Consider the following 26,908-nt stretch of genomic DNA (forward strand, 5'->3'; position numbering starts at 1 on the left):
AACAATTGAGATTCCCCACTTGGGGCACTACACAAAAGCTTAAAGACTAGCTCAAGCGCAACCGCTACATGAAAAGGTTAGCTCTCTTGGCTTGTCAGATGTCAGTTGCAACAAAATGTTGTTCTGGCTGGGATAAATATAGGATTTCCCACCAGTCAGATTTTGTAGCAGCCAAACTATTGATTAGACTGGTTTTATCGGTCTAATACCGCTAATTCGGATGATTAGACAGAAAAAGCGCACTCTAACATCCCCAAATAGGCAACTACACTGTTATTAGTGGAAATACTACCACCATTAGGTGGATTAAACTGCAAAATTCCGTATTTCTTCCAATTGACATGACTGGTTATTATACATCAAGTAATCAGTTGTCTTTTTTCTAAATATTTGAATAATTAAATATATTATTAAGCCATAAAAATTACTTTTATGATCAAAAGTCCTCTCCGATATCCTGGCGGTAAGTCGAAAGCTATAAATCAAATATCTGAATATTTACCAGAAAGCTTTTCGGAATTTCGAGAACCTTTTGTAGGTGGTGGTTCTGTATTCATTTATTTAAAACAAAAGTTTCCTGACATCAAAATTTGGATTAACGATTTAAACCGCGAACTTTTTTTATTCTGGAAATTTGCCCAATCTGATTTAGCTCAGTTGGTTGAAGAAATTCGGCATATTAAAGTCAAATATACAGATGGCAAATTACTCTTTACAGAATTGACAAGTGTAGATGTCAATAATTTATCTGATATAGAAAGAGCAGTTCGTTTTTTCGTCCTTAACAGAATTACTTTTTCTGGAACTGTAGAATCAGGTGGTTTTTCCCAAGAAGCTTTTCATAAAAGATTTACCGATTCTTCAATAGAACGACTTGAAAAGCTAGAAAATATCTTATCAAAAAACGTCCAAATTACAAATTTAGATTATAGCCATCTATTAAAATCAGAAGGAGAAAATTTATTTTTATTTTTAGATCCACCGTATTTTAGTGCTATAAAATCAAAACTATATGGTAAAGATGGTAACTTGCACACTTCGTTTGAACATCAGAGATTTGCTGAACTTTTGCAACAATGTCATCATCGCTGGCTAATTACCTACGACAACTCAACACAAATCCGAGAAAATTTTCAATGGGCTAATATTTCCGAGTGGGAATTACAATATGGAATGAATAATTATAAGCAGAGTGGTGCGGCTAAAGGAAAAGAGTTATTCATTACTAATTACGAAGTTAAACTTTATTTGGAAAATAAAGCACCAAATCAAAACCTCGCTAATCCAGCTTTGCAATTAAGCCTTGAGATTTAAATCTAACTTTGATAGCTTCCAATTTTCCGGTAGTATAACTCCCATAGCTCTTAATATTAGCTACAACATATAAACCTTAGCTATGACAACTTCCCCAATCCCTGCTCAAGAATCCTCTGATAGCTGGTATATTCTGCTTCAACAATTAATAGATGGACAATCATTATCTCGTACTCAATCTGCTGACTTGATGCAAGGTTGGCTCAGTGAAGCGGTTCCCCCAGAGTTATCGGGAGCAATTTTAACAGCGCTGAACTTTAGAGGCATTTCTGCCGACGAGTTGACTGGCATGGCTGAAGTATTACAATCTCAATGTTTGCCACTCAGCACTCAGCCCACTACCCCTAACAGCACTGTAATAGATACCTGTGGAACTGGTGGAGATGGGTCATCAACCTTTAATATTTCTACAGCCGTTGCATTTGTCGCCGCTGCATCTGGCGTACCTGTGGCTAAACACGGCAATCGTTCAGCTTCAAGTCTCACAGGAAGTGCAGATGTATTAGAAGCCTTGGGTGTAAACTTGAGTGCTTCTAGTGAAAAAGTGCAAGCAGCACTACAAGAAGTGGGGATCACTTTCTTGTTTGCCGCTGGTTGGCATCCAGCACTCAAGGCGGTTGCCCAATTGCGGCGGACTTTGAAAGTGCGAACAATTTTTAATTTGCTCGGGCCGTTAGTAAATCCCTTGCGTCCAACTGGACAGGTAGTAGGCTTATTCACTCCCAAACTTTTGGCAACTGTTGCCGAAGCTTTACAAAATTTGGGTAAGGAAAAGGCGATTGTGCTGCACGGGCGAGAAAAACTTGATGAGGCTGGGTTAGGAGATGAAACTGACTTGGCGGTGTTATCAGATGGAGAAGTGCAGTTAACTACCATTAATCCCCTAGATTTGGATTTAACGCCTGCTACCATAGGTATGCTTCGGGGTGGGGATGTCCAAGAGAATGCGGAGATTCTCAAGGCGGTACTCCAAGGTAAGGGAACTCAGGCGCAACAGGACGCAGTTGCCTTAAATGCTTCGTTGGCGCTACAAGTTGCAGGTACGATCGCACTCCTCGATCACGCCGAAGGCATTAAAATCGCTAAGGATATCCTACAGAGTGGAGCGGCTTGGACGAAATTGGAGCAGTTAGTTGAGTTTCTGGGGAATTGATTTGCGATCGCAATTGTGGGCGAAACTCTACGACATTACGCTTAATGGTGACATCATAATTACCAAAAAAGTCATGTCCTAAAAGTCCAGTTTCTAGTTCCGCACCTGCGATCGCAACTGGTATTTTATTCACTATTACCCCGCCAACTGCCATCGAATTAACATAACCCACAGGAAATTCTACCGCTCTGGAACTTGCAGTGTTTGCCTTAGCTTTCCCCACTGTGACGATTCCCAATGCATTGGCCATCTGTTGGGTAATGACAGTACCACTCGCTCCCGTATCCACAATCATCTCAAATTTTTGCTGGCCATTGAAGGTGACTTCCACAATTGGCGTGCCACCAATTCGCCTTTTTATCGGGGCTGTAAATACTGCTTCATTTGGAATCACCACTGCTGATGACGGCAAACCTGGCTCTGGTGATAACGGTTTTGTTTGTATAGGAGGTAAAGTAAACTTTGGTATGGTTTCTCTTTGGGGAACAACAACTACTATTTTCTGAGGTTCTCTAACTGCAACAGGGCGAGGATTAGCTTGCTGCTGGGCGTATTTAACTTGGCGGCGATATTCCGTGATTTTGGTTTGAGCGATCGCAAATTCTGGGCTTTGTGGCCGCACTCTTCGCATCAGCGCGATCGCATCCTGGTACTGACTCGCCACCAACTTCCAGTCATCTGGAGATTGAGCCGATTGGCTGATACTCCAAGCGCCAACAGCTTTGTCTCGCCCCATTTCAAAAAGACTTGGTTCACTTTCAGATTCAGACGGTTCTAGCGGCTGCGCTTCTGGGGTAGCTGCGGGTGTTACTGGTTCGACAGTCGGCTTTACTGATGCCAGATCCCCAACAGGTGTGGGTTGGTCATTGCCACCAGTCGCGGTGTTTTGTTTGTCTTCACTACAGGCAACACATAAAATCGCTAGAACGCTTGATACAAAAATTAGGGTTGCACGGGATAAAAAAGACTGAAGCATAATTAATTTTAACTGCCCAAGCTTTGCCAAATCCACTCCCGATACTTTAATTCCCTTTTAATTTTAATTAACTATCTTAAAAACTCCCAATTGCTCAACTTATGGGATAATTAGCAATCGCAGTATTGGGCAATGGGGAAGAAGTGGGGGAGCAGGGAGCAGGGAGCAGGGGAAAATATCCTCTCCTCTGCCCCCCGCACCCTACCCCTCTGCCTCTTTTCAATGCCCCATACCCAATCCCCACTCTATCGCCTATGCCCCTGACTGACGCAGCAATCCCAGCTTTACTTGTCCTAGCAGATGGAACCACTTATCGCGGTTGGTCTTTCGGTGCGACGGGAACCGTGATCGGAGAAGTGGTATTCAACACTGGCATGACTGGCTATCAAGAAGTCCTGACTGACCCTAGTTATCGCGGTCAGATAGTTATTTTTACCTATCCTGAATTGGGGAATACTGGCGTCAATCCTGAAGATGAAGAATCAGATGGGCCTCAAGTGCGGGGTGCGATCGCTCGGAATATTTGTCAGCGTCCAAGTAACTGGCGATCGACACAATCTTTACCTGACTACCTCAAGCATAACCAAGTACCGGGGATCTACGGCATTGATACCCGCGCCCTCACCCGCAAAATTCGGATGTTTGGAGCGATGAACGGTGGCATTTCTACAACCATTCTCGATGAAGCAGAATTGCTAGAGCAGGTACTAACGGCTCCCAACATGGCAGGATTGAATCTGGTTCGTGAAGTCACTACCCCAACAGCTTATGAATGGGCAGAACCGACAATTCCAGCTTGGGAATTCAACTCTGAAGCTGCCGAAAATCTTGGGGAAGCCTTTACGGTTGTTGCCCTTGACTTTGGCATAAAACGTAATATCTTACGTCGCCTAGTAAGTTACGGTTGTAAGGTGATTGTTGTACCTGCTGATACACCACCAGAGGAAATCCTCAAATACAATCCAGATGGTGTATTTCTTTCTAACGGTCCTGGCGACCCTGCTGCCGTAACTGAAGGGATTGCAACTGCCAAAGCACTCCTGTTAAGTCAAAAACCAATTTTTGGTATTTGTATGGGACACCAAATTTTAGGTCATGCACTAGGGGCAGAAACCTATAAACTCAAATTTGGTCATCGTGGTTTGAATCAGCCTGCCGGTTTACAACAACGGGTAGAAATTACTAGCCAAAACCATAGTTTTGCTATTGATCCAGATTCTTTGCCTACGGCAGTTGTGGAAATCAGCCACCTGAACTTAAATGATCGCACCATTGCCGGGGTACGTCACAAATCTCTACCTGTATTTTCCGTACAGTATCACCCAGAAGCCAGTCCTGGCCCCCATGATGCTGATTACTTGTTTGAGCAATTTGTTCAATCCATGCGAACAGCACGTCAAACCCTTCGGGGAATTCAAAATTAAAAATTAAAAATGAAAGATTTATTTTTGAACTAAGCATTTTTAATTTTGAATTGGAGCAAAAAGCAAGAGTCAATTTGTCGCATTTGGGGTTAAATAAAAATAGCAAAATGCAAATGGGGCATTGGGGACTAAAAGATCGGAGAAAAATTTTCCAATCCCCAGTACCCAATCTCCTATTCCAACAGATCGTAGACAACTTGCTCAAAAACCATCTATACTTGAGCGTTCACTTTAACTCATGAGGAGGGAATTATTGCTGAGCCGCTAAATCTAACCGTTAGCCTGAGGGGCACTCGTGAAGTCCGGGATAACTGTCAGCTATTCCGCCTCACAGGTTTGTTAGATGCTTTTTCTGAGCCGACATTTCGCAAGACACTTGGCAGCAAGATTGACGAGGGCCCTAAGCATATTATTTTGGATCTCTCACAAATTGACTTTGTAGATAGCTCTGGCTTGGGCGCTCTGGTGCAGCTAGCCAAGCAGGCTCAAACTGCTGAAGGCACTTTGCAAATTGTCACGAATGCCCGCGTAACTCAAACGGTCAAGCTTGTTCGCCTAGAGAAGTTTCTCTCCCTGCAAAAATCAGTTGAAGACGCTCTAGAAAACGTCAAGTAGTCTTGATTGCTAGACCTGAGAGTTCAATTTAGCTATCTAGATTCAACATCAGATAGCTTAATTTTTAAAACTTCTGGCAAAAAACCTCTCTCCTTGTGGGAGAGGCAAAAAGCCAGTTGAGCTACTATATTTAAAGTTAAGCAATAACTTAAAGATATAAAAACCCAGTCGTTGGGTATGTAATAGCTGGCTATAATATCTGATAAATAATCAAAGCTGAGAAATTTGTAAGAATTATCAAGCCAGCATGTTTGTCGATAAGTAGACTTGATCCTGTATAGTTAAAAATTGTCACTTACTAAGTAAGCACGACGATGCGATCGAGCTAAAGCGTAAATTTGATGTTCAGATTTTACCCTATCTTCGACACAGACCACAATAAGTAGGCGGAATTTGGTTTACAGATGTTGACATCAGGGTGATTTAAAATGCCAACTCTCAATCAAAAAGATGAAATTAGGAAGTAATTTTGATAGTATTGATTATGCTAAGTATACTATCATGGCATACTTCAGAAAAATCAATCTTTGCGAAGAATGCCTGCCAAATAGAGCCCGTCAAGGAATGATTTATTTGTGAAGTCACAGGAGGAAGAGCTATTAGATGGACAAGATAAAACTCCCAAACAGGGTTTATCTTGGGATCAAGCACTCTTGGCAACTACAGCGCCATTCCAACAGATTTCCCTTTCACAAGTGCAACAAATTTCTCCTACTGCTTTAGCGTATTTAGGAGATGCAATTTATGAATTGTATGTTAGAATTTTCTATCTGCTGCCATTGCAGCGGTCAGGGATTTACCATAGTCTGGTAGTGGAGCAGGTAAGAGCGGAAACACAAGCGCTACATTTGCGATCGCTGATTCCTCATCTCAGGGATACCGAATTAGAAATTGTCCGACGGGGTAGAAACGCCGCAACAGGACGCCCTAAGCGACTTAATCCCGAAATTTATCAACAGGCAACTAGTCTAGAAACCTTAATTGGCTACTTATATCTCACCGATTATCAGCGTCTAACCGAACTATTGCAAATACTTCATATAGAAAAAGAGTGAAAACTCAATTTCACAGTTGCCGTAACACTAGATTAGGTTCAAGAAATTGAGGCAATCGGGATGATCAACCATACGCTATATCCATAACTAAAATGCAGAATAAACCAAAAAAAATCAGGACTTCTAACGAACCCAATCGTGGACAACCCGTAAAGATTAAAGGTAAGCGTGTTGTTACGAGTCCGACTCGCAATCCTAGAAAAATCGATAGCAACCCCATCTCTGTGGCTAATCCGACTCGCAATCCTAGAAAAATCGATAGTAACCCCATCTCTGTGGCTAATCCAACTCGCAATCCCAGAAAAATCGATAGCAACCCCATCTCTGCTGCTAATCCGACTCGCAATCCCAGAAAAGTAGATGGCAACACTATCTCTGTTGTTAATCCGAATCGCAATCCCAGAAAAATCGATAGCAACCCCAGTTATGGGAACTCCCGACAACGAAATAATAACTTTTCCCAGCCATCTGCATCTACACAACCGATAGAAGAAGATAACGATCTCATCTACGGTCGTCACCCCGTATTGAGTGCATTGCAAAATCAGCGCAATCTCAACCGTCTCTGGATTACTACCCGTCTGCGCTACGATCCCAGCTTTCACCATTTTCTCTTACAAGCGAAGGAAAATGGCACAGTTATTGATGAGGTTGAACCCAAGCGCTTAGACTATCTCACCAACGGCGCTAATCACCAAGGTGTGGCAGCACAAATCGCTCCCTACGCCTACACCGAATTGCCCGATCTAATTGAACAGTGCAAGTCTGTAACCGATGCTGTAATTGTCGTAGCTGACGGAATTACCGATCCCCACAACTTGGGAGCAATTATTCGCACCGCTGAAGCAATCGGCGCTCAAGGGTTAGTGATTCCCCAAAGAAGAGCATCTGGGATCACTTCTACTGTGATGAAAGTGGCAGCAGGCGCTTTAGAAAATTTTGCTGTCGCTAGAGTTGTCAATCTCAGCCGCTCTTTAGAAGAATTAAAAGAAGCTGGCTTTTGGATTTATGGCACTGCTGCAAGTGGTAGCGAACCTCTGCATACAGTCAATTTCACCGGCCCCATCGTTTTGGTAATTGGCTCAGAAGGTGAAGGTCTGGGTATGTTGACTCAACGCTCCTGTGATTTTTTAGTTTCAATTCCTCTACAGGGTAAGACTCCTAGCCTGAATGCCTCGGTAGCAGCGGGTATGGCGCTTTATGAGATTTATCGCCAGCGATCGCTAAATACGCTGCACTTAGATAAATTACACAAAATCTCTTTTAAAAAATAACGTAACAGAGTATAAAGAAATGTAAAAGATAATAAAGTAGCATATCGTTTCACACCCTGTAGCACGTTTATAAATCGGCGAAAACCATGAAAACCATTTGGCATAACCTCAAGGAAGTGTTAATTAACACGTTTGAGAACCTCGGCTTGGCTTGGTGGGTAGAGATTGTAACGCAAAATCCCCGCTGCACGTACTACTTCGGCCCATTTCTGAGTTCTTCCGATGCAACATTAGCAAGCAAAGGATACATAGAAGATTTGGAGCTTGAAGGAGCTACGGGAATTGTTGTGAGTGTCAAGCGTTGCAAACCTAATACCTTAACGATTGCTGACGACTTGGGGGAAAGATTTGACCGCAAAGTACAGCCTGCCTTTGGCGGTCAAATTTAAGTTAGGCCAAAGAATAAACAGAATGAAGCGGTGTGGAGAGGCAAAGACACAAAGACGCAGATAATTCTTTTACGGCATTGCCGCGTCTTTTTACTCATTGCGTCACCATATCTTCTCTCTCTGTTTCTTCGTCATCAATAGTCAAAATTTTTACCCATTAAAAAACTATTGCCTATTAATTACCTGCGGATGTTCTTCCAGCCAACGATCAATGTCACTGAGAACCAGCTGGGGGACTTCCCACGGAAAAAGATGTGCGGTGTTGGCATAGCACTGCCACTGAGAATTTTGGAGGTGTTGAGCAGTTTGTAAGCTGGAATCAGATGTTATGTGGCGGTCTTGTTCACCAGCAAGTACTAAAGTCGGACATTGAATTAGTTGCAAATCTGGAAGTCGGTTGTATCCCGATTGAATTGCACTATAAAGAGCGCGAGTCGCCGCCGGAGAGGTTTGCAAATAAGCCGGTACTGCTTCTTTGGCGATGTAGTTGTAACTGGTAGATGTATGTTGTTGGATTAGATAGCGAAAAAGCGATCGCTTACCAAAAGTTTCAATATTCCATTGCCAACTCGGTTTTATATAGTTCAACAAGGCAGCAACGCCAGTATATAAATTATCCTGCCAAGTAATGCTCGGATGACTACCACGGGGTTTTGCGGCTGTCGCCACCAAAATTAGCCCAGTAACGCGCTCTGGCAAACGTAATGCCAACTCCATTGCCAGGATGCCCCCAAGTGACCATCCCAATACTAGGCATTTTTCAATCTCTAAGCGGTCTAGCAGCGCTTCTAGATCAGTCAAATGGTCATTCATCTCAAAATTGTGGTTGTAGCGACTTTTGCCATATCCACGTAAATCAGGAGCAAAAGTTTTGTAGCGTTTTGATAAATGGTTAGTAAAGACAGAAAGACTACGACCAGTACCAGGATGACCATGTAAGCCTAAAATTGGGAATCCTTGACCTTGGATGTAGACATTGAGACTTGCAGCAGTCGTGGTATGGCGATCGCTCATTACTTACTGTTCTCCTTTAGGATTGCTTCAGTCCGGTTGAGCCTTTCTGTCATAGTAGTTATATCTTAATTTTTCTAATTGTGTCATAAGGCTAACAGCAAAGGGTTTCAGTGTTCAGTTAGACTTCAAGTTGCTACAGGTAATGCACTGAAGTTACTACCCGGCGTTTTGGCTACTATAAGATTTACAAATACTAGAGCTTATACTTACGCAATCCAGATAGTGATAATCTTATTTCTGGTAACTAACCAATTTTGCAAGGTAAGGAAATAAGCAATCATGAAAAATCTAATTGCGATCAAAAAGATCGTAGCGGTGACTGCTCTTGTTTTAGCTTTGGTGTTCTCCTTGACTAGTGTTCCAGCTTATGCATTTGTACAAGCTGACTTGGACGCACTGACAAGCACAGGAAATGCTCCAAATGCCGATCTATCCGATGCCGACTTACACGAAGCTAAACTGTCAGGAGCTAAATTGTATGGAGCTAACCTGTCAGGAGCAAAACTATATAAAGCCGACTTATCGGGAGCTAGCCTGTCAGGTGCAAACTTGTCGGGAGCTAGTCTGTCAGGAGCTAATTTGTCAGGAGCCTACTTACAGAAAGCTGACTTATCAGGAGCCTTTCTCCAAAAAGCCAACTTGGAGGGAGCTACTCTTTATGGAGCCAATCTAGGAGACGCTACTCTGTACGGAGCTAACCTGAAAGCAGCTAAACTGAAGGGTTCTAATCTAGAGGGTGCTAAATTGAAGGGCGCCAATATAGAAGAAGCTATCAAGTAATTACATCTTAATTGTAGATAGTTTCAACTAAGTACGGTTTTGCATAAGTTTGTAGATAATTTACATAAAATTATGTAATTACTCTGAATTAATGCAAAACTGTGCGCTAGAAAATTTGGTTAGATATCTGTTGATCTGAGAAAGTTACTTTCACATTTGCCCACAAAATATTGAAAGTCGAGCCAACTATATGCTGTGTGAAAAACCACTACTTCCGACTGCATCGATCGCAGCTTCGAGGGCGATCGCTACATGAGTCCAATGAGTCCCACCCTGGCAATAAACCACATAAGGCTCACGCAAAGGCCCATCGGCTGATAATTCCAAAGTACTCCCCTCAATAAACGTCCCCCCAGCCATCACCACCTGGCTCTCATACCCCGGCATATCATCTGGAATAGGGTCTAAGTAGGAACCAATCGGAGAATGCTGTTGTATGGCTTTACAGAAAGCAATTAGCTTTGCGGCAGAACCAAGTTTAATTGCCTGAATTACATCCCCACGAGGAGCCAGGGGAGCAGGATTCACTGGATAACCGAGTTTATCAAATACATAACCAGTCAGATAAGTCCCTTTCATCGCCTCTCCCACCATCTGCGGCGCGAGAAATAAGCCTTGGAACAGCAGGCGATTTTGGTCAAAAGTAGCACCGCCATAACTACCAATACCGGGAGCAGTGAGACGACAAGCGGATGCTTCCACTAAATCGGCACGACCGGCGACATAACCACCAGCGCTGACAATAGTGCCACCAGGATTTTTAATCAATGACCCCGCCATTAAATCAGCACCTACGGCTATGGGTTCCCTGGTTTCAATAAATTCGCCATAGCAGTTATCTACAAAGCAAACGGTGTTCGGATTTTGCTGCTTGACTAAGTGAACGATTTTTTCAATATCAGCAATTGATAAGCTAGGACGCCAAGAATAGCCACAAGAACGCTGAATTAAGACTAAACGAGTCTTTTCAGCCACACTAGTTCTTATTGCTTGCCAATCTATAGTTCCTGCTGGGGTTAGCTCCAATTGGCGGTAATTTATGCCAAACTCGATAAGGGAACCTTGACCTTGACCCCGTAAACCAATGACTTCTTCAAGCGTATCGTAGGGAGAACCAACCACTGCTAACATTTCATCTCCAGGACGGAGGACACCAAACAAAGCACAGGCGATCGCATGAGTTCCCGAAACAAACTGCACTCGCACCGCCGCAGCTTCAGCACCCATAACTTCGGCAAAAACTTTATCCAAAGTTTCTCGTCCTAAATCATCATGACCATAGCCACTTACACCAGCAAAGTGGTGTGCCCCTACACGGTGATTACGAAAAGCATCCAGCACTCGTTTTAGATTATGCTTGACCTGAGTGTCAATTCCAGAAAAAATTTCTAACAGTGCATGTTCTGCTTGCCGCAGCTGTTCTAAGCTGTTCATCAGTTCCTCGGTTCAAAAAAATTATAGATATGCGGATTTTCAGATCGCGCTGTTCTTCGGCAGGAAAAATTAAAATTCAGGTTACTGCATGACAATTGCTACTTCAACCAAACCTCAAATTAACTGGGTTAATACTCTGTTTTTCATTGGACTGCACATCGGCGCTTTATTTGCCTTTGTTCCTGGTAACTTTAGCTGGACAGCAGTTGGTGTGGGTTTCTTGCTGTACTGGGTAACAGGTGGTTTAGGAGTTACTCTAGGATTTCACCGCCTTGTCACCCACCGCAGTTTTCAAACTCCCAAGTGGCTAGAATATCTCTTGGTTTTCTTCGGCACACTTTCATGTCAAGGAGGCCCAATTGAGTGGGTCGGGACACATCGTATCCATCATTTATACTCTGATACTGACGCCGATCCCCATGATTCTAATAAAGGCTTCTGGTGGAGCCACATGGATTGGCTTATTCACTACTGTCCCGCTCACGCTGATGTTCCTCGTTTCACCAAAGACATTGCCGAAGACCCAGTTTATCAGTTTTTAGAAAAATATTTCATTTTGATCCAGGTTGCTCTGGGTGTACTGCTTTTGCTTCTGGGTGGCTGGCCCTTTGTGATTTGGGGAATTTTTGTTCGGATTGTTTGGGTTTACCACTGCACTTGGTTGGTAAACAGCGCTACTCATAAATTTGGCTATCAGAGCTATGATTCTGGCGATCGCTCTACTAATTGCTGGTGGGTAGCTGTACTAGTTTTTGGTGAAGGCTGGCATAATAACCATCATGCCTTTCAATACTCAGCTCGTCATGGGCTGGAATGGTGGGAAATCGATTTAACTTGGATGACAGTTCAATTGCTACAAGCAGTTGGTCTTGCTACTAATGTGAAGTTGGCCCCAACAAAAGTTAGTTAAGAGTAGAGACGCGATGCCAGTCGCTACAACGGGGAGTCACTGCGGTCTTGGGGTTTCCCCAAGTGGAGCAAGTGGCGTGGGAACCCCCCTTCGCGTTCGGGGGTGACGCTCCTTCGTCGCTAACGCAATCGACGGGAACCGCCATCGCCCTTGGCGTCTCCCCTTGGGAGAAGACTGCGATCCCCTCACCGCAACGCGCTGGCTCATTAATCGCGTCTCTACAGAAGTTAGGAGTTAAGAGTTACATAAGGGTGTTTTTACTTATCACTTTTTACTCCTAACTTTTCAAAAAGCTATTTACGGGTGCGCTTGTGTCTGTTAGGTTGCTATAATCCGAAGCGCTAATGTGAAGAGTTTTTGCGGCAAGTTGCTTTTTGGTGACTTGGTGGAGGAGTTTGTTGTTTTTCAGGTGTCCATGACTACATCAATAATTAACAGCCAGAAACTAAGTGACGAGCCTGGTAATTCCGACTTTAGGCTCAAAGATATTGTCAAAACCCTGCCACGGGAATGTTTTCAGCAGAACCGTCGCAAAGCTTGGACACAAATACTGCTGAGTGTCTTGGCAGTCGCCTTGGGCTATTACAGCCTAGCCATCACTCCTTGGTTTCTCTTACCCCTAGCTTGGATTTTTACGGGTACTGCTTTAACAGGTTTTTTTGTTATTGGCCATGATTGTGGTCACAGGTCTTTTGCCAAACGTCGTTGGGTAAATGATTTGGTAGGGCACTTCTTCATGATGCCGTTAATTTACCCCTTTCATAGTTGGCGCATTAAGCATAATTATCACCATACTCATACCAACAAGCTGGATGAGGATAACGCTTGGCATCCAATTAGACCAGAAGTGTTTGAAAATTGGGATAAAACCCGGCAGTCTGCTTTTGAACTGTTCATGCGTAAACGCTTCTGGTGGGTAGGTTCCATTGGACATTGGGCTGTGGTGCATTTTGATTGGCGGAACTTCAAAACTAAAGACCAATCGAGTATCAAGCTTTCTGTGGCTGTAGTAGTGGTGTTTGCTGCGATCGCTTTCCCACTCCTCATCGCCACAACTGGTATCTGGGGCTTTGTCAAATTTTGGCTAGTACCCTGGATGGTTTACCATTTTTGGATGAGTACTTTTACTATTGTTCACCATACTGCCGCAGATGTCCCTTTTACGACAGCGAACAAGTGGAACGAAGCTTTAGCACAGCTATATGGAACTATTCATTGCGATTATCCGCGTTGGGTAGAAGTTTTGTGCCACGATATCAATGTTCATGTACCTCATCATATTTCCACTGCGATTCCTTCCTATAATTTGCGGTTAGCTTACAGCAGCATCAAAGAAAATTGGGAGCCTTATCTGCATGATGAGTGTCAGTTTTCTTGGTCTTTAATGAAGCAGATTACAGACCAATGTCAACTATATACAACTGATGTTGGCTATAAAACTTTCGACGAACATTATACAGAGCAATAAATAGCGCTGTAATTAGACTCACGCTCTTGAACCAACGAGAGCGTTTATCATGCTGTGTTTAAATAGAATCTGGCGATTTTTTACTGAATAAAATTTTAGATAATCTGCCAGAAATTATCCTCTTTTGTGTTAGCGATCGCTAGTTTCGTGGGCATCCTAGAGGTGAGATGATTTTGTCTCAAATCAAGTTCCGATTTATATCCAACAAAAGAATCCAGTGCAATCAAATATCATTACGTTCAACAATCCTCCTGGTGGTAGAACATCTGAGGATGCGACAAAATTGCCTTTTACTCTTCAAGATTTAAAAGCTGCAATCCCTGCCGAATGTTTTCAGCCAAATGTGACAAAATCACTTTTTTACTTCTTTCGTGACATCTTGATTATTGCTCTGCTTTATGCAGTTGCTTATTACCTGGATTCTTGGCTTTTCTTCCCGATTTTTTGGCTAATGCAAGGAACGATGTTTTGGGCTTTGTTTGTAGTCGGACATGACTGCGGACACCAATCTTTTTCTAAGCACAAATGGCTCAATGATTTGATTGGACATCTTTCTCACACACCAATACTTGTTCCTTATCATGGTTGGCGGATTAGCCATAGAACTCATCACAAAAATACTGGCAATATCGATAACGATGAAAGCTGGTATCCTGTGACAGAATCACAATACAAGGAAATGCCTTTAGCTCAAAAAATAGGCAGATATTACGTTTTTCTATTGGCTTATCCTGTGTATTTGTTTAAGCGTTCTCCTAATAAAGAAGGCTCCCACTTTTTGCCCAGCAGTTCGCTTTTTAAACCATCAGAAAAATGGGATGTCATCACTAGCACTGTACTTTTGATTGGCATGGTAGGTTTGCTCGGTTTCCTCACCTACCAATGGGGTTGGATGTGGTTGCTGAAATATTATGCTGTACCCTACCTTGTGTTCATAGTTTGGCTAGATTTGGTGACATTCTTGCACCACACTGAGCCAGATATTCCCTGGTATCGTGGAGAAGATTGGACTTTTTTAAAAGGTGCAATTTCTAGTATTGACCGTGATTATGGTTTGGTTAATCATATCCATCACGATATCGGTACTCATGTTGCTCACCATATATTCCTTAACATCCCTCACTACAATTTGTTGAAGGCAACTGAGGCAATAAAACCAGTAATGGGTGAGTATTTCCACAAATCAGAAGAACCAATTTGGAAGTCATTATGGCATTCATGCATCAGCTGCCATTTTGTCCCTGATACTGGTAGTAAAGTTTACTACACATCTAATAACAAGTTAGCTAAAGGCTAAGACTCAGATTCCCGATTTCTTGCAAGAAGTCGGGAATCTAGTATTTTCGTCAGTGCTGATTAAATTAAATATTACTTAAATACCTTCGTACAACCTACCTCTTGAGGTGCGTTGGCCTAGCGCGCCACAAGCATCGTACATTACATTACTAATGCTTCTAACTCTGTCAGTATTTGATCGTCCCTAGCCTGCGGTAAATCTCAACTTCCTGACTGTGAGGTTATTAAAATACAGAGGTAAAATAAAAGAGATAGATGACGCTTGCGGATTCTTGCCCCTATTCTGACAAAAGGATTTATTTTCTCCAGACTCTTGCTGTCTTGGTGAGTAAAGATTAACATATCTGTGGACAGAGGCGCAATATCTCGTTAAACCAACCCTGGGAAAAATTAAAATCTCTTGGGATGTCTACTTTGAACGAACCTTGAGCGCCAGTTAAGTTTATCTGTATGTAGTGACTTAAGACCATTACCTGCTAGGTTCATAAATCGGCACAAACTATACTATAGACAATTTACCCAAAACTTTTTCCAACTTTAAAATCAGAGGTATCAATGATTATAACTAATTTTAGCAAACAAAAAAGTGAATTTAAGGAACCTAAAATACTTAAAGCGAAACCCCATTGGCAAGGGCAAAATTTGACTGATACTGCTGTCAAAGGTAAAGATATCAAAAAGATACAAGATACTGCACCTGATAGTTCGATTTTCAATAGCTTGAATCGTGGTCGAGTTGCTATTTTTATTGATGGCTTAAACCTATTTCATACAGCTTTACAACTTGGTATAGAAATTGACTATGTTAAATTACTTTGTCATTTAACCAACGGCTCAAGACTGTTACGTGCTTTCTTCTATACTGGAGTTGATCTCAGCAATGAAAAGCAACAGGGTTTTTTATTGTGGATGCGTCGTAATGGCTATCGTGTAGTGGCAAAAGAGCTTGTTTTAGCAGCAGAGAATTTCAAAAAATCAAATTTGAACGTAGAAATTGCTGTAGATATGATCACTTTAGCCCCTTATTATGATACAGCGGTTTTAGTTAGTGGGGATGGAGATTTAGCTTATGCAGTGAACGCTGTCAGCAGAATGGGGGTTCGGGTAGAAGTGGTCAGTCTCCAAACAACGACCAGTGAAAGTTTGATTGATGTTGCTGACTGCTTCATTGATCTCGACAGCATTAAAACACACATTCAAAAAGATTCTAATCTTGGCTATAGTTATCGCACGCCGTCAAATTCAAACCTTTAGAACCCAATTTCAAATCTATTGGAATCTATACTCAGCTATTGCAAAGTTGTAGAAGTTTATCAGATTGGGTGGGGTTTAAATCCCCATCCAGAATCTCTTATTCCCTAGTCCCCAATCCCCAGTTCAATTTTGCTTGACTCTATATTGAAATGGATATTTTAATAGTTGAAGATGAACCAGAAATAGCTCATTTAATCGAAATCTCTTTAGAAAAAGAAGGTTTTTTTTGTCGCACTAGCCGCGATGGCGTGAATGCTCTGCGGATGTTTCAGGATCAACCACCGGATTTAATCATTCTAGATTTAATGATTCCTGGTTTAGATGGGTTAGAAGTTTGTGCCCGAATTCGCCAGAAACCAGGTGTAAAAGATCCTTACATTTTGATGCTCACGGCTAAGGGTGAGGAAATCGATCGCGTCATTGGTCTATCTACTGGTGCTGATGATTATATGGTCAAACCCTTTAGCCCCAGAGAGTTGGTAGCTAGGGTGCGGGCACTATTACGGCGTAGCCTCCGCCAAGGGGGACAACATCAAGTTAATCGTACCCAACACTTTATCGTCGATGTAGACCAGCGTACTGCCAATCGCCAAATGAATTCCAAAGAAGTTGAAATTTTGGACTTAACTACCCTAGAATTTAACTTGCTTACCACCTTTGTCAGCAATCCTGGTCGAGTTTGGAACCGCACTCAACTAATAGATAAACTTTGGGGAGATAACTTTTTTGGCGATGAACGAGTGGTAGATACTCATGTAGCTCGATTGCGAAAAAAGATTGAACCCGATCCGGCAAATCCTACTTTTATTAAAACTGTTGTTGGGGTTGGCTATAAATTTGAAGATCCTCTGGTAGCGTAAATGTTATGAAGATGGGTCTGAGAACGCGCTTATTTTTCTCCCACTTAGTAGTGATGATCGTGGGGGTAGCTAGTCTGGTGAGCATCAGCAAAATCTCTTCCCCACGTTTGTTTGTACTGCATTTGGAAGGATTAGAAAATCAGGGGTTCGACTTAATCGATGTCCGTGCTGAATTGGTTACAGGATTTGAACTTGCTTGGCAACGAAGCACTATTTGGTCAGTCTTAGTCGGCACTACCGCCGCCGGAGGATTGAGTTACTGGGTGTCCAGACGGATTACGCAGCGGTTAACCGAGATGGAACAAATCACCCAAAAGTTTGCTGCTGGTCAGATGGATGCACGACTACCTGTATCTGATATTCCAGAACTCAGTGGACTAAGTGCTAGTTTCAACCGAATGGCAGCCAGTTTAGAAGGGGTAGAAGCGCGGCGGCGAGAAGTAATTGGAGATATGACCCATGAACTACGAACACCGTTAACAGTGGTGCGCGGTTACTTGGAAGAACTGGCTGATGGGCAAATTGAAGCGTCTCCTGAAATCTATCGGCGTTTAGCTAAAGAAACAAAGCGTTTAGAGCGATTGGTGAACGATTTACAAGAATTGTCTAAGGCAGAAGCAGGTTATCTGCCAATTAATATCCAACGGATAAATCTGCGTCCGTTGTTAGAGTCATTAATGGAGAAATTTACCGACCAACTGTTAGAAGATGGACCAGTTCTGATTTTAAAGTGTCCATCTGTAATACCTCCTGTATTGGCAGATATTGATCGGACAGAACAGGTGTTAGTGAATTTACTAGGTAATGCAGTATATTACACTAACGAAGGTTCAATTACCATTGATGTTGGGACTGAAGCTTCTCAACTCTGGATTGCGGTGATAGATACAGGCATTGGTATCGCTCCAGAAAACCTGCCCCATGTGTTTGAGCGCTTCTGGCGAGCCGACCAATCGCGCGATCGCCATTCGGGAGGTACTGGTATCGGTTTAACTATTTCCCACCGTTTAATTGAACTACAAGGCGGTAAGATTCAGGTAGAAAGCGAATTGGGAGTTGGCAGTACGTTTCGGTTTTTTCTGCCTTTGGCTTAAGTTGAGCTAAAAAATTTTGAGTCTGAGGGATTGACACAAGGTAGTCATGGCTGTGTCATACCCAATTGTTAATTTGAAAGTATCCCACATTTTTGTTTGTTGATAGACACCAAAATTTGGGAATTGCATAGAGTATAACATTATGTCTACTTTTGTTCTGGCCGCTTTTTTGGTTAGTTTACTCAGTTTTTCGGGTTACGCTGCGATCGCCTACCTATTCCCTCAAAATCGTTCCCAAGACTAAATAATTCGTAATTCGTAATTGAATTCTTAACTACAAAATACGAATTAGTAATTAGTTAATCTCTTTTCTCAATAATTCTGGAATCTGAGAAGGGCGTTCGGCTACCGGAACTTCTGCTTCTTTTAAAGCAGCTAATTTACTTTGGGCTGTGCCAAAATTGGGATCGCGTCCGATAACCGTTGCTAAAGTGCCGGTTTGGCGCCAACTTTTTCCTGGTGGTGCAAGTCTACCTGCAATGTAGGCAATTACTGGTTTATCAATTGCCTCAGCAATGTATCGGGCTGCTGCTTCTTCACTACCACCACCAGGTTGACCGACTAAAACGATCGCCTCTGTAGTTTCATCCTCATCAAGAATTTGCAACCATTGCAGAAACGAGGAACCGACGATCGCATCACTACCAATACTGACACTAATCGACTGCCCTAAACCTGCTTTTGTTAATTCGTAGGCAATTTCGTAGGTGAGGGTGCTGCTACGACTAACGATCCCCACTGTCCCAGGAGTATAAAATTCGCTGGGTTGAGTCCCTAAGAGAATTTTTCCCGGTACAATGATCCCCGGACTATTTGGCCCTATGACCAAAGTTTCACAGGCTTCGGCTTTGCGGAGTAATTGTACCATATCCAAAGGCGGCACACCAGCAGTAATAATAATGATCTGGCGAATCTTAGATGCGATCGCTTCTAATGCCGCATCTAGTACATCATAAGGATCTACACAAATGATTGTCGTGTCAATTGCCCCAAATTTTTCTATTACCTCCTCTACTAAATCAAAGACTGGCAGTCCATGCAGTTCTTGGCCGCCGCATCCAGCATTGACACCAGCTACCAAATTCGTGCCATAAGCTTTCATTTGATCAACATAGGTGCTTGATATAAATTCACAAAAGCCTTGAATTAAGACTTTACTTTCTGGCGTTAAGTTCATAAAAAATTACCTTAAATTTACCAAGCCAGTGAGTTAAAACACTGGGCTTGAAGAAAGGGACATGAAAGTGCTGAGTAATGAGTAATGAATAGTGAGTAATGAGTGATGGAGATGAAGGATAAATAACTCCTGCTCCCTGCTCCCTGCCTTATCCCAACGACAAATATTGACACCCACCTACTTATTGCTCACTACTTTTTATTAACCGTTGGTTTAGCAAGACGAACTGCTGCATCCACTGCCTCATCTAAATTTTCTACCACAAGCAGCGCGTTACTGTGGGTTTTTAGTGTTGTCAAATATTTTCTTGCAGTACTAAATTCAGAACCAGCAAGGCGGACAACTAAAGATGGAAAATTAAGCTCGCGCCGCATTTTATTACCATTAGAACGTATAATTTGTGATTGAAGTTCGCTATTGTCTGGCTGTACAACTCTGGCGATCGCTTCAATTACTTCCTCAATTTGAGGAATACTACCCAGAAAGTTAATTAATATTACTTGAATACTTTTATCAGCCTCCAGCATTTTCAGACCCATTTCTAGGCGATCGCGGAAGGTTGTTGGTGTAGTATCTGTAAGGAAAGCATGACGTAGATTCAAACAAACACCTGGATTACCACCAGCATTAGCGACTAAATCCAAAGTTGCCATCACCGAACCAGTACCATTACCTAAAATACCGATTTTTCCATGCATTGCTACACCATCCCAGTCGCCTAAAATACCGTTGATTTCAGTACTGGTATGACGGCTGATAATTTTTGCCGCCATTTCGGCAAGATCGGGATGACGCTTGATCGCCCGTTCGTTGACTCTGACTTTACCATTGAGAGCCATAACTTGATTAGTAGCACTGACTGCCAAGGGATTGATTTCAACTAAATCCAGGTCTTTTTGCACAAATAAGTGGTACATCTTCTCCACAACGTTGCTTACCGACTGCATCAGCGTTCCTTGCAAACCCATTTTCAAAGCTAGTCGTCGGGCATAAAATGGCGAGAATTCTTGTTCTACAACAACATGGTGCATTTTTTCGCCAGCGGATTCCCAATCAATGTCCGCTTCTTTGCAACCTAAAAGTACCGGTCGGCAGACAGCAGTATCTAAAACCACCGCTAGATAAAATTCCTGGTTAGCGTCGTATTGGGATTCTGCCAGCACAACTTCCGGCAACTCGCCCCATATTGGTAAACTAAAGATATTTTGAGCAGCTGCGATCGCATCGATAGTCGTTTGAGCAAACCTGACTCCACCAGCTTTTGCTCGTTCTGCTCCGTGTACTTGAGATTTCAGTACAATTGGAAAACGAATTTTTAAACGTTTTAAATCTGTAGGATGGTCAATTCGCTGGGAAGGCAATACTGGAATGCCTATCTTCCCAAACCATTCTTTAACTTGATACTCTAATAAATCCATTGATACACCTTGTACTGATACTTTCCAAGCTTTTGCGGATTGCTGTCTTAATATTTTGCAGCACCTTTATTGCAGAATGAAGCTTTTAGCAGCTATAAAAATTTATTTTTCACGGATCAATTTTATCGAATTCACCAAATCAGGTACATTAATTTCTATAGCCAACCCGTTTACAACACATAACTAATATCCTCAGCAAGCTTCCCAGCATAGAAGATAATTAGCATTTCTGTCAAAACCCTCTGACATAGCATCGTTTTCTTAACCTTTGGATAATTTGGTAACAACTGCTCTGCAACTAGAATTTTCTAAGACACTAGCTCCTATGAATTTAATTGTGGTGAAATAATGCAGTGAAAATACCCAAACATTCTATTATTCCCATTTTTAATTTTTAATTTATATCTGAAGATAGATTATTTATTTTTCACCGATGAATCTGAAAATGTAGCGCCGCGAACAATAACTGCTTTTTTAATTTTTGGTGAAAAGTCAGAATTTGTGTTAGAAAGTTGGTCGTTCAGATTTTCAGGCTGTGGTTGGTTAAACTGTGCATTTGCATTCAATAAACCGAGAAAGTTCGTTTCATCCTCTTAAAAATAATCAAAACAATATAGAAGTTCAGCGGGAAAGCTCTATGAAAGTAGCAGTCCAGCAAGAAGATTTACAGCTTTTAGCCAAAACTTTACAGGAACAATTACTTGTAGAAGTTTTAACAGCTGAAGTCTTCGAGGTTAAGTGCGCCGTCAATAAAGACGAGCTAATGATTTTAACGCAACACGCATCAGATGTAATAGTTGACACTCAACTAGTTTTTACAGTTGTTGAGGAAGTACTTCAGTCTCTAGCACCCCACAAAGAACAGCGGGTGCAATGTTTCCTCAGAATTTTTGGTGAACAAATCCCTTATGCCAAATGTTTTTTGGAGTTGAAGCAGACGGGGGGATGGAGGCAGGGAGCAGGGAACAGGGGGCAGGGCGCAGGGGGTAGGGGGCAGGGGGCAGGGAGGAGGGAGCAGGGGGCAGGGGAAGATGGGGGAGATGAGGAAGCAATATCTGATTCATCTTCATACTCCTCATCATCTCTGACATATTCTCCATCAATTGATGAGGCTGAGGAAGAGGAACTGTTTGATCCCTTTGCAGATGTGCCGAATTTGTCGGCTGCAAAGCCAGGATTTCAAGTCAAACCTATCCTACTAGGTGCAGCATTGTTGGGAATTGTAGTCTTAGGCGGTAGTGCTTACTTTTTGACTCCTCCTTGTGTGATGTCTGAGTGTAAAGAAATGCAAAACGCCGAGCAATTAAAAACAAAATCCTCGCAATTGATGCGCCGCGCCAAGTCTGAAAAAGAATTAGCTACTATACAACAGGAACTTGAAACAGCCAATGCAGCTTTGAATGCGATTCCTAGTTGGTCGCCCCGTTACCAGGTGTCAAAAGAACTAAAAGCAAGTTTGTCTGGGCGGGCAGAAAAAATCAACCAGGTTGTCAAGGCTTTGCAGACGGCATCTTTGGCGACACAAAAAGTTCAAACTCCTGCATCTAGCTTAGAGGAATTACAAGCTAGGCAACACTTATGGCGCCAAGCTATAGCGCCATTAGAAACTATAAGTTCCAGTAGCGAACTCTATGGATTGGTGCAGGGTAAATTACTTAATTATCGTGTCCATTTACACGCTATAAATCAACAGATATTTACTGAGGAAAAATGGCTGAAAAAACTAACATCAGCAAAAGCTGTAGCCGTTGCAGCCGAGAAGCAAGAAGCTAATGCTAAATCATTGAATGACTGGCAAAAGGTGCAGTCTACTTGGCTAGTAGTAGTTAATGCCTTGAATACTATTCCCCAGAATAGCGTTGGATACCAAGAAGCTCAAAAGCTGTTGGTAGATTATAAACCGAAGTTAGTAGTAGTCCGCGATCGCGCTACTAAAGAACGATTAGCTGTTCAAACCTACCAACAAGCCCTGATCACCGCCAAGCAAGCCAAAGCTTATGAGCAACAAAACCAATGGCAAGCAGCAGCAACATACTGGGATCAGGCTTTGCAAACTACTAAAAAAGTTCCCAAAGATAGTTTGTACTATACTCAAGCTCAATCTCTCATCGAACCCTACTCAACATCCCTCAAACAAGCACAAGAAAAATTACAAGTTGTTAGTAGTTTCCAACAAACCCGCACTGACTTAGATAAAACCTGCATCAATAATGGAATTCGGATTTGCACCTTTAGCATAGACAATGCAGGAATTATTGTCCGGTTAACGCCTGAGTATGACCAAATAAGGCAAAATAATTTGGCTAATCCTTATTCTAAGAACTCGGATACTGCTGTTGATATTACCAACCACTTGCAAAGCTTACGGGAAGCGCTAGGTGTAATCGGTGACAATGCCAACCTGTCCCTTTTTCTCTATGATTCCCAAGGTCAGGTAATTTATACACGGACTTTAGGCGGTTAGAAAAGTTAGGAGTTAATCTAGAAAGTTTCTGTATAAGTTTCAAAGCCTCTCTCCGTTTCGGATAGAGGTTTTTAGTATACTTGACAACTTTGCAAATATCCTCTGCTCTCATAGGAAAAATACACTATGTTATTGCCTTTGTATTTTTAATTCACATTGTTGAAAAATATAATTAACGGCCGCAAATAATTTATCTAAATCTTGAATTACATACAGATTTTTATTCCGAGTAAACACATCAGAAAGTAACTTTCCAAATTGCCATATTTTCCCATTAGAAACAATTCCAAAAACATCGGTGGCAAAATCATCATTAATTCGCTGGACTGCAATCATTTCAGCTAAACACTGACCCCAGCCTTCTTCAAATTTGTCTTGTTTAGCTTCAACTGTCAAAAAATAAGGTTTATCAAAAACCAGTATAATCTGGAACGCCTGATAAATCTTCATCGTAAGCTAATGTTTCATGACTCCAAAGTGTTAATTTACTTCGGTAAGTTTTCCATACTTCTTTTAATACTGGATAGATGAGGTTTTCGCAAATAGCATCTTCAGAATTATCAATAACTCCATCGGTAAATAGCAAATCTAATTCATCTTTGAAAGACTGTTCAACTGGAAAATCTACTTCTAGCATAAAATTAGATTGTACATATTTGATTTGAAATTTTTTAATTACCGTACTAATACTTTTGTAATTAATAAATGCCATTTTAATTTACCTTTTATTGAAAACTCTATCGCTTATGACTAAAATGATGTTATAAAAATCATCAAACCAAACATCATTTGCTAAAACTGTATGGAGCAACACACAGTTCGCTGCTCAAAAACGGGCAGAAATTGATGTGGCCTTAGCAGAAATGGCAAATGACGTAGAGTATCAAGCCGAAGTTTTGCAGATGGAGACAGAATTTACTCCGGCTCAGTGGGAAGCTTTGAAGTTGAAGGAAACTTCCGAATGAGGCGGTGTGATTGGATATAGATTAATCTCTTCACCTTACTAACTGGGCGGCAGAATTGAAAAATTGACGACACAATCCCTTTGTGACTAAAACTGTTGTCAACAAGTTAGCGAAAGTAACCATGAACATAATCAAAATTTCGTAAGATACAGCATCCAAGGGTTTCACACCAGCTAACAGCTGTCCGGTGGTGATTCCTGGGATTGCCACCATACCGATGACGATCATTTGATTGAGAGTGGGGATTAATCCGGCTCTGATAGCGTCTTTGCGATACTGGTTAACTGCTTGCTCTGGAGTTGCGCCTAAGCTTAAGTGGGTTTCTATTTCGAGATGGCTAGAATTAATGGTGCTGACAAGACGATCGCCTGCGATCGCAGCTGCATTAGTAGCATTACCTAAGACTATCCCTACTAAGGGAATTATATACTGTGGTTCATACCATCTTTCTGGTTGAATAATCAAGAAGTTGGTGTAAAACACTGTCAGGGCAGTACTAATTAAAATTGCACCCCACACCAAAGGCAACACATGAGGAATTTTTTGGCTGATGCGATTTCGTGCGACAATCGCCGTAATTGTCAGCATTATTGCTAATAGCGTCAAAACTGCCCAAGCATTGTCTAAAGCCAAGATGAAATCTAAAATGTATCCCAATACAAGAAGTTGTAAGATGGTTCTCCCAGTAGCAAGGGCTAGGTTCAACTCTAATCCTAATTTTTCCCAGGCAGATAAACCAATGGCGATCGCCATCAATCCCACAGCCATAGCTAAATCCACGAAATCCAGTTTGATTAGATCCTGCATAAGTTCTCTATCTTCTGGTATTTTCTTCTCAAAGCAGCCCACACAAGAGGAACTTTGATCCGATGTGTTGGATCTTGAGTAAAAAGGACTGGATACTGGGGATTAAGGACTGGGGATTTGGTTTTCAAGCTAAAAATTATGGAATTTGCTTTAACTCCTCCCAAATTTTTGAATGTTTTCCCAGTACCTAGTCCCCAGTCCCCACTCCCGGAGCGGCGTTCCTCCCCCAGCAACGAGTACCTATCGTGTGAGACTTCTCGCCGAAACCCGTTGATATGTATCACTTTCATCAATTCAAAATTCCAAATGGTACGACCTTAACATGGCAAACACCTAGTATGCCTATATCTGTAAATTAAATGTGCGGTAGCTTACTGCACCACAACTTAAGTAAAATCCCTAATAGATGCGTATCTTGGGCGATAGTCTTTTAGTAGCTCCTGTTTGATTAGCAATTCAATCAGCAAAAATTGACTGTCGAAGTGCATCCTTTGTATCTCCCGATAAAATAAGAACTCATGATCCAAAGTGTAAATCCCATCCCTGCCTTTGATATCAAGCAGCAATACACCACCATTGAAGCAGAAGTAAGTGCAGCTGTCTTAGAGGTTTTGGCTTCTGGTCGCTATATTGGCGGCCCCTTAGTTGAAGGTTTTGAACAACAGTTTGCCGCCTATAATACTGTTACTGAATGTGTGGCTTGTAATTCTGGTACTGATGCGCTTTTCTTAGCGTTACGAGTCTTGGAAATTGGTGCAGGCGATGAAGTGATTACAACGCCTTTCACCTTTATTGCGACATCTGAAGTGATTAGCGCCGTGGGGGCAAAGCCTGTTTTCGTCGATATTGATGCAACTACGTTTAATTTAGATGTAGAGCAAGTAGCGGCAGCAATTACACCCAAAACTAAAGCGATTATCCCGGTTCACCTATTTGGGCAGCCTGTGGATATGACATCATTGATGGCGATCGCTCAGTCTCACAATTTGGCAATAATTGAAGATTGCGCTCAGTCTACAGGCGCAATTTGGGCCGATCAAAAAGTCGGAAGTATTGGACATATTGGTTGCTTTAGTTTCTACCCTACCAAAAACCTTGGTGGTTGCGGCGATGGCGGCGCAATCACGACTAACGATCCAGCGATCGCCACTAAACTGCGAATCTTACGAGATCATGGCAGTAAAATTAGATATTTTCATGAAGAAATTGGTGTAAATAGCCGCTTAGATGCTCTCCAAGCAGCTATTTTGCAAATTAAGCTACGTTATTTAGATATTTGGAATAATCGCCGACGAGATATCGCCAACTATTATTACCAATATCTTTGTCAAATTCCGGGGATCGTCCCGCCCCAAGAATTACCTGGGGGTATTGGAGTATGGAATCAATACACTATTCGCATATCAGGCGAAGGGCGAAATGGTTCTAGCGCCAAATATCGAGATTGGGTGCGTAGCCAATTGCAAGAACAGGGTGTGAGTTCAATGATTTACTACCCCCATCCTTTACATTTGCAGCCAGTTTATCAGAATTTGGGCTATCAAATTGGAGACTTAGCAATAGCAGAGCAAGCTTGCCATGAAGTCATATCCTTGCCGATGTTTCCAGAATTGACACAACAGCAGCAAGACCAGGTGATTTATGCCTTGAAAGAAGTTATGAGTTAGAAGTTAGAAGTTAGGAGTTAGAAGTTAGGAGTTAGAAGTTAGGAGTTAGAAGTTAAAAGTTTTGAATGAATAAGTTTCTTCAACTCATCACTCCTAACTC

Annotated in this window: 22 protein-coding genes and 2 pseudogenes; 17 read left to right on the top strand and 7 right to left on the bottom strand. The window is 42.1% G+C overall.

Features of this window, described 5'->3' with window-relative positions; all coding sequences use genetic code 11:
- Positions 1-432: 432 nt before the first annotated feature.
- Complete coding sequence (locus tag FD723_RS23425; RefSeq protein ID WP_179067509.1) at positions 433-1,314, top strand: DNA adenine methylase; 882 nt, start codon at positions 433-435, stop codon at positions 1,312-1,314.
- 82 nt (positions 1,315-1,396) lie between these two features.
- On the top strand, positions 1,397-2,467 hold the full coding sequence (gene trpD / locus FD723_RS23430; RefSeq protein ID WP_179067510.1) for an anthranilate phosphoribosyltransferase: 1,071 nt from the start codon (positions 1,397-1,399) through the stop codon (positions 2,465-2,467).
- Here the strand turns inward: trpD and FD723_RS23435 are convergent.
- A complete protein-coding gene (locus tag FD723_RS23435) occupies positions 2,397-3,443 on the bottom strand; it encodes a TIGR02281 family clan AA aspartic protease (protein ID WP_179067511.1) in 1,047 nt (348 codons plus the stop codon). The two genes, trpD and FD723_RS23435, sit on opposite strands and share 71 nt — an antisense overlap.
- 254 nt (positions 3,444-3,697) lie before the next feature.
- Here FD723_RS23435 and carA point away from each other — a divergent pair, with 254 nt between their 5' ends.
- The 5 genes from carA (at position 3,698) to FD723_RS23460 (ending at position 8,200) form a co-directional block, all read left to right on the top strand.
- The gene (gene carA / locus FD723_RS23440) at positions 3,698-4,867 is read left to right on the top strand and encodes a glutamine-hydrolyzing carbamoyl-phosphate synthase small subunit (protein WP_179067512.1); all 1,170 of its coding nucleotides are present in this window, start codon (positions 3,698-3,700) and stop codon (positions 4,865-4,867) included.
- A 249-nt stretch (positions 4,868-5,116) separates the two neighbouring features.
- A complete protein-coding gene (locus tag FD723_RS23445; RefSeq protein ID WP_179069247.1) occupies positions 5,117-5,482 on the top strand; it encodes an STAS domain-containing protein in 366 nt (121 codons plus the stop codon).
- 575 nt (positions 5,483-6,057) lie between these two features.
- On the top strand, positions 6,058-6,537 hold the full coding sequence (locus tag FD723_RS23450) for a Mini-ribonuclease 3 (protein ID WP_179067513.1): 480 nt from the start codon (positions 6,058-6,060) through the stop codon (positions 6,535-6,537).
- Positions 6,538-6,629: 92 nt separating this feature from the next.
- Positions 6,630-7,811: a 23S rRNA (guanosine(2251)-2'-O)-methyltransferase RlmB gene (rlmB, locus tag FD723_RS23455; RefSeq protein WP_179067514.1), complete on the top strand. Its 1,182-nt coding sequence runs from the start codon at positions 6,630-6,632 to the stop codon at positions 7,809-7,811.
- A gap of 86 nt (positions 7,812-7,897) precedes the next feature.
- The gene (locus tag FD723_RS23460) at positions 7,898-8,200 is read left to right on the top strand and encodes a DUF1816 domain-containing protein (RefSeq protein WP_179067515.1); all 303 of its coding nucleotides are present in this window, start codon (positions 7,898-7,900) and stop codon (positions 8,198-8,200) included.
- Positions 8,201-8,365: 165 nt separating this feature from the next.
- Here the strand turns inward: FD723_RS23460 and FD723_RS23465 are convergent, their stop codons facing one another.
- Positions 8,366-9,214: an alpha/beta fold hydrolase gene (locus tag FD723_RS23465; protein ID WP_179067516.1), complete on the bottom strand. Its 849-nt coding sequence runs from the start codon at positions 9,212-9,214 to the stop codon at positions 8,366-8,368.
- A 279-nt stretch (positions 9,215-9,493) separates the two neighbouring features.
- On the opposite strand from FD723_RS23465, the gene FD723_RS23470 reads away from it, so the two are divergent.
- Positions 9,494-9,994, top strand: a complete 501-nt coding sequence (locus FD723_RS23470; RefSeq protein ID WP_179067517.1) for a pentapeptide repeat-containing protein — start codon at positions 9,494-9,496, stop codon at positions 9,992-9,994.
- A 186-nt stretch (positions 9,995-10,180) separates the two neighbouring features.
- On the opposite strand, the gene FD723_RS23475 is transcribed toward FD723_RS23470, so the two are convergent.
- The gene (locus tag FD723_RS23475; protein WP_179067518.1) at positions 10,181-11,428 is read right to left on the bottom strand and encodes a methionine gamma-lyase family protein; all 1,248 of its coding nucleotides are present in this window, start codon (positions 11,426-11,428) and stop codon (positions 10,181-10,183) included.
- A gap of 88 nt (positions 11,429-11,516) precedes the next feature.
- Between FD723_RS23475 and FD723_RS23480 the strand changes: the two genes are divergently transcribed.
- From FD723_RS23480 to FD723_RS23505, 6 genes are all read left to right on the top strand, one after another.
- Positions 11,517-12,338, top strand: coding sequence for an acyl-CoA desaturase (locus tag FD723_RS23480; RefSeq protein ID WP_179067519.1), 822 nt, complete (start codon positions 11,517-11,519; stop codon positions 12,336-12,338).
- Between the two features lie 415 nt (positions 12,339-12,753).
- Complete coding sequence (locus tag FD723_RS23485) at positions 12,754-13,806, top strand: fatty acid desaturase (RefSeq protein ID WP_179067520.1); 1,053 nt, start codon at positions 12,754-12,756, stop codon at positions 13,804-13,806.
- Positions 13,807-14,023: 217 nt separating this feature from the next.
- Entirely contained in the window at positions 14,024-15,103 is a 1,080-nt protein-coding gene (locus FD723_RS23490; protein ID WP_179067521.1) for a fatty acid desaturase, read from the top strand.
- Between the two features lie 554 nt (positions 15,104-15,657).
- Entirely contained in the window at positions 15,658-16,356 is a 699-nt protein-coding gene (locus FD723_RS23495; RefSeq protein ID WP_179067522.1) for an NYN domain-containing protein, read from the top strand.
- A gap of 149 nt (positions 16,357-16,505) precedes the next feature.
- The gene (locus FD723_RS23500; protein ID WP_179067523.1) at positions 16,506-17,216 is read left to right on the top strand and encodes a response regulator transcription factor; all 711 of its coding nucleotides are present in this window, start codon (positions 16,506-16,508) and stop codon (positions 17,214-17,216) included.
- Positions 17,217-17,221: 5 nt separating this feature from the next.
- Positions 17,222-18,310, top strand: coding sequence for a cell wall metabolism sensor histidine kinase WalK (locus FD723_RS23505; protein ID WP_179067524.1), 1,089 nt, complete (start codon positions 17,222-17,224; stop codon positions 18,308-18,310).
- A gap of 295 nt (positions 18,311-18,605) precedes the next feature.
- Here the strand turns inward: FD723_RS23505 and FD723_RS23510 are convergent, their stop codons facing one another.
- Both FD723_RS23510 and FD723_RS23515 read right to left on the bottom strand, forming a co-directional pair.
- Complete coding sequence (locus FD723_RS23510) at positions 18,606-19,487, bottom strand: CoA-binding protein (RefSeq protein WP_179067525.1); 882 nt, start codon at positions 19,485-19,487, stop codon at positions 18,606-18,608.
- Positions 19,488-19,678: 191 nt separating this feature from the next.
- Positions 19,679-20,905: a succinate--CoA ligase subunit beta gene (locus tag FD723_RS23515; protein ID WP_179067526.1), complete on the bottom strand. Its 1,227-nt coding sequence runs from the start codon at positions 20,903-20,905 to the stop codon at positions 19,679-19,681.
- A gap of 637 nt (positions 20,906-21,542) precedes the next feature.
- Here FD723_RS23515 and FD723_RS23520 point away from each other — a divergent pair.
- Positions 21,543-23,369, top strand: a complete 1,827-nt coding sequence (locus FD723_RS23520; RefSeq protein WP_179067527.1) for a hypothetical protein — start codon at positions 21,543-21,545, stop codon at positions 23,367-23,369.
- A 129-nt stretch (positions 23,370-23,498) separates the two neighbouring features.
- Here FD723_RS23520 and FD723_RS23525 read toward each other — a convergent pair.
- A pseudogene (locus tag FD723_RS23525) lies at positions 23,499-24,081 on the bottom strand (hypothetical protein).
- A 103-nt stretch (positions 24,082-24,184) separates the two neighbouring features.
- Between FD723_RS23525 and FD723_RS23530 the strand changes: the two are divergent.
- Positions 24,185-24,334: pseudogene (locus tag FD723_RS23530) on the top strand (CopG family transcriptional regulator); the annotation flags it as partial.
- 30 nt (positions 24,335-24,364) lie between these two features.
- On the opposite strand, the gene fetB reads toward FD723_RS23530, so the two are convergent.
- Positions 24,365-25,141: an iron export ABC transporter permease subunit FetB gene (fetB, locus tag FD723_RS23535; RefSeq protein ID WP_179067528.1), complete on the bottom strand. Its 777-nt coding sequence runs from the start codon at positions 25,139-25,141 to the stop codon at positions 24,365-24,367.
- A gap of 518 nt (positions 25,142-25,659) precedes the next feature.
- Between fetB and FD723_RS23540 the strand changes: the two genes are divergently transcribed.
- Positions 25,660-26,808 (top strand): DegT/DnrJ/EryC1/StrS aminotransferase family protein, encoded by a 1,149-nt coding sequence (locus FD723_RS23540; RefSeq protein ID WP_179067529.1) that lies wholly within the window; start codon positions 25,660-25,662, stop codon positions 26,806-26,808.
- The last annotated feature ends 100 nt before the right edge of the window (positions 26,809-26,908 follow it).

This window comes from Nostoc sp. C052, assembly GCF_013393905.1.
Lineage (GTDB): Bacteria > Cyanobacteriota > Cyanobacteriia > Cyanobacteriales > Nostocaceae > Nostoc.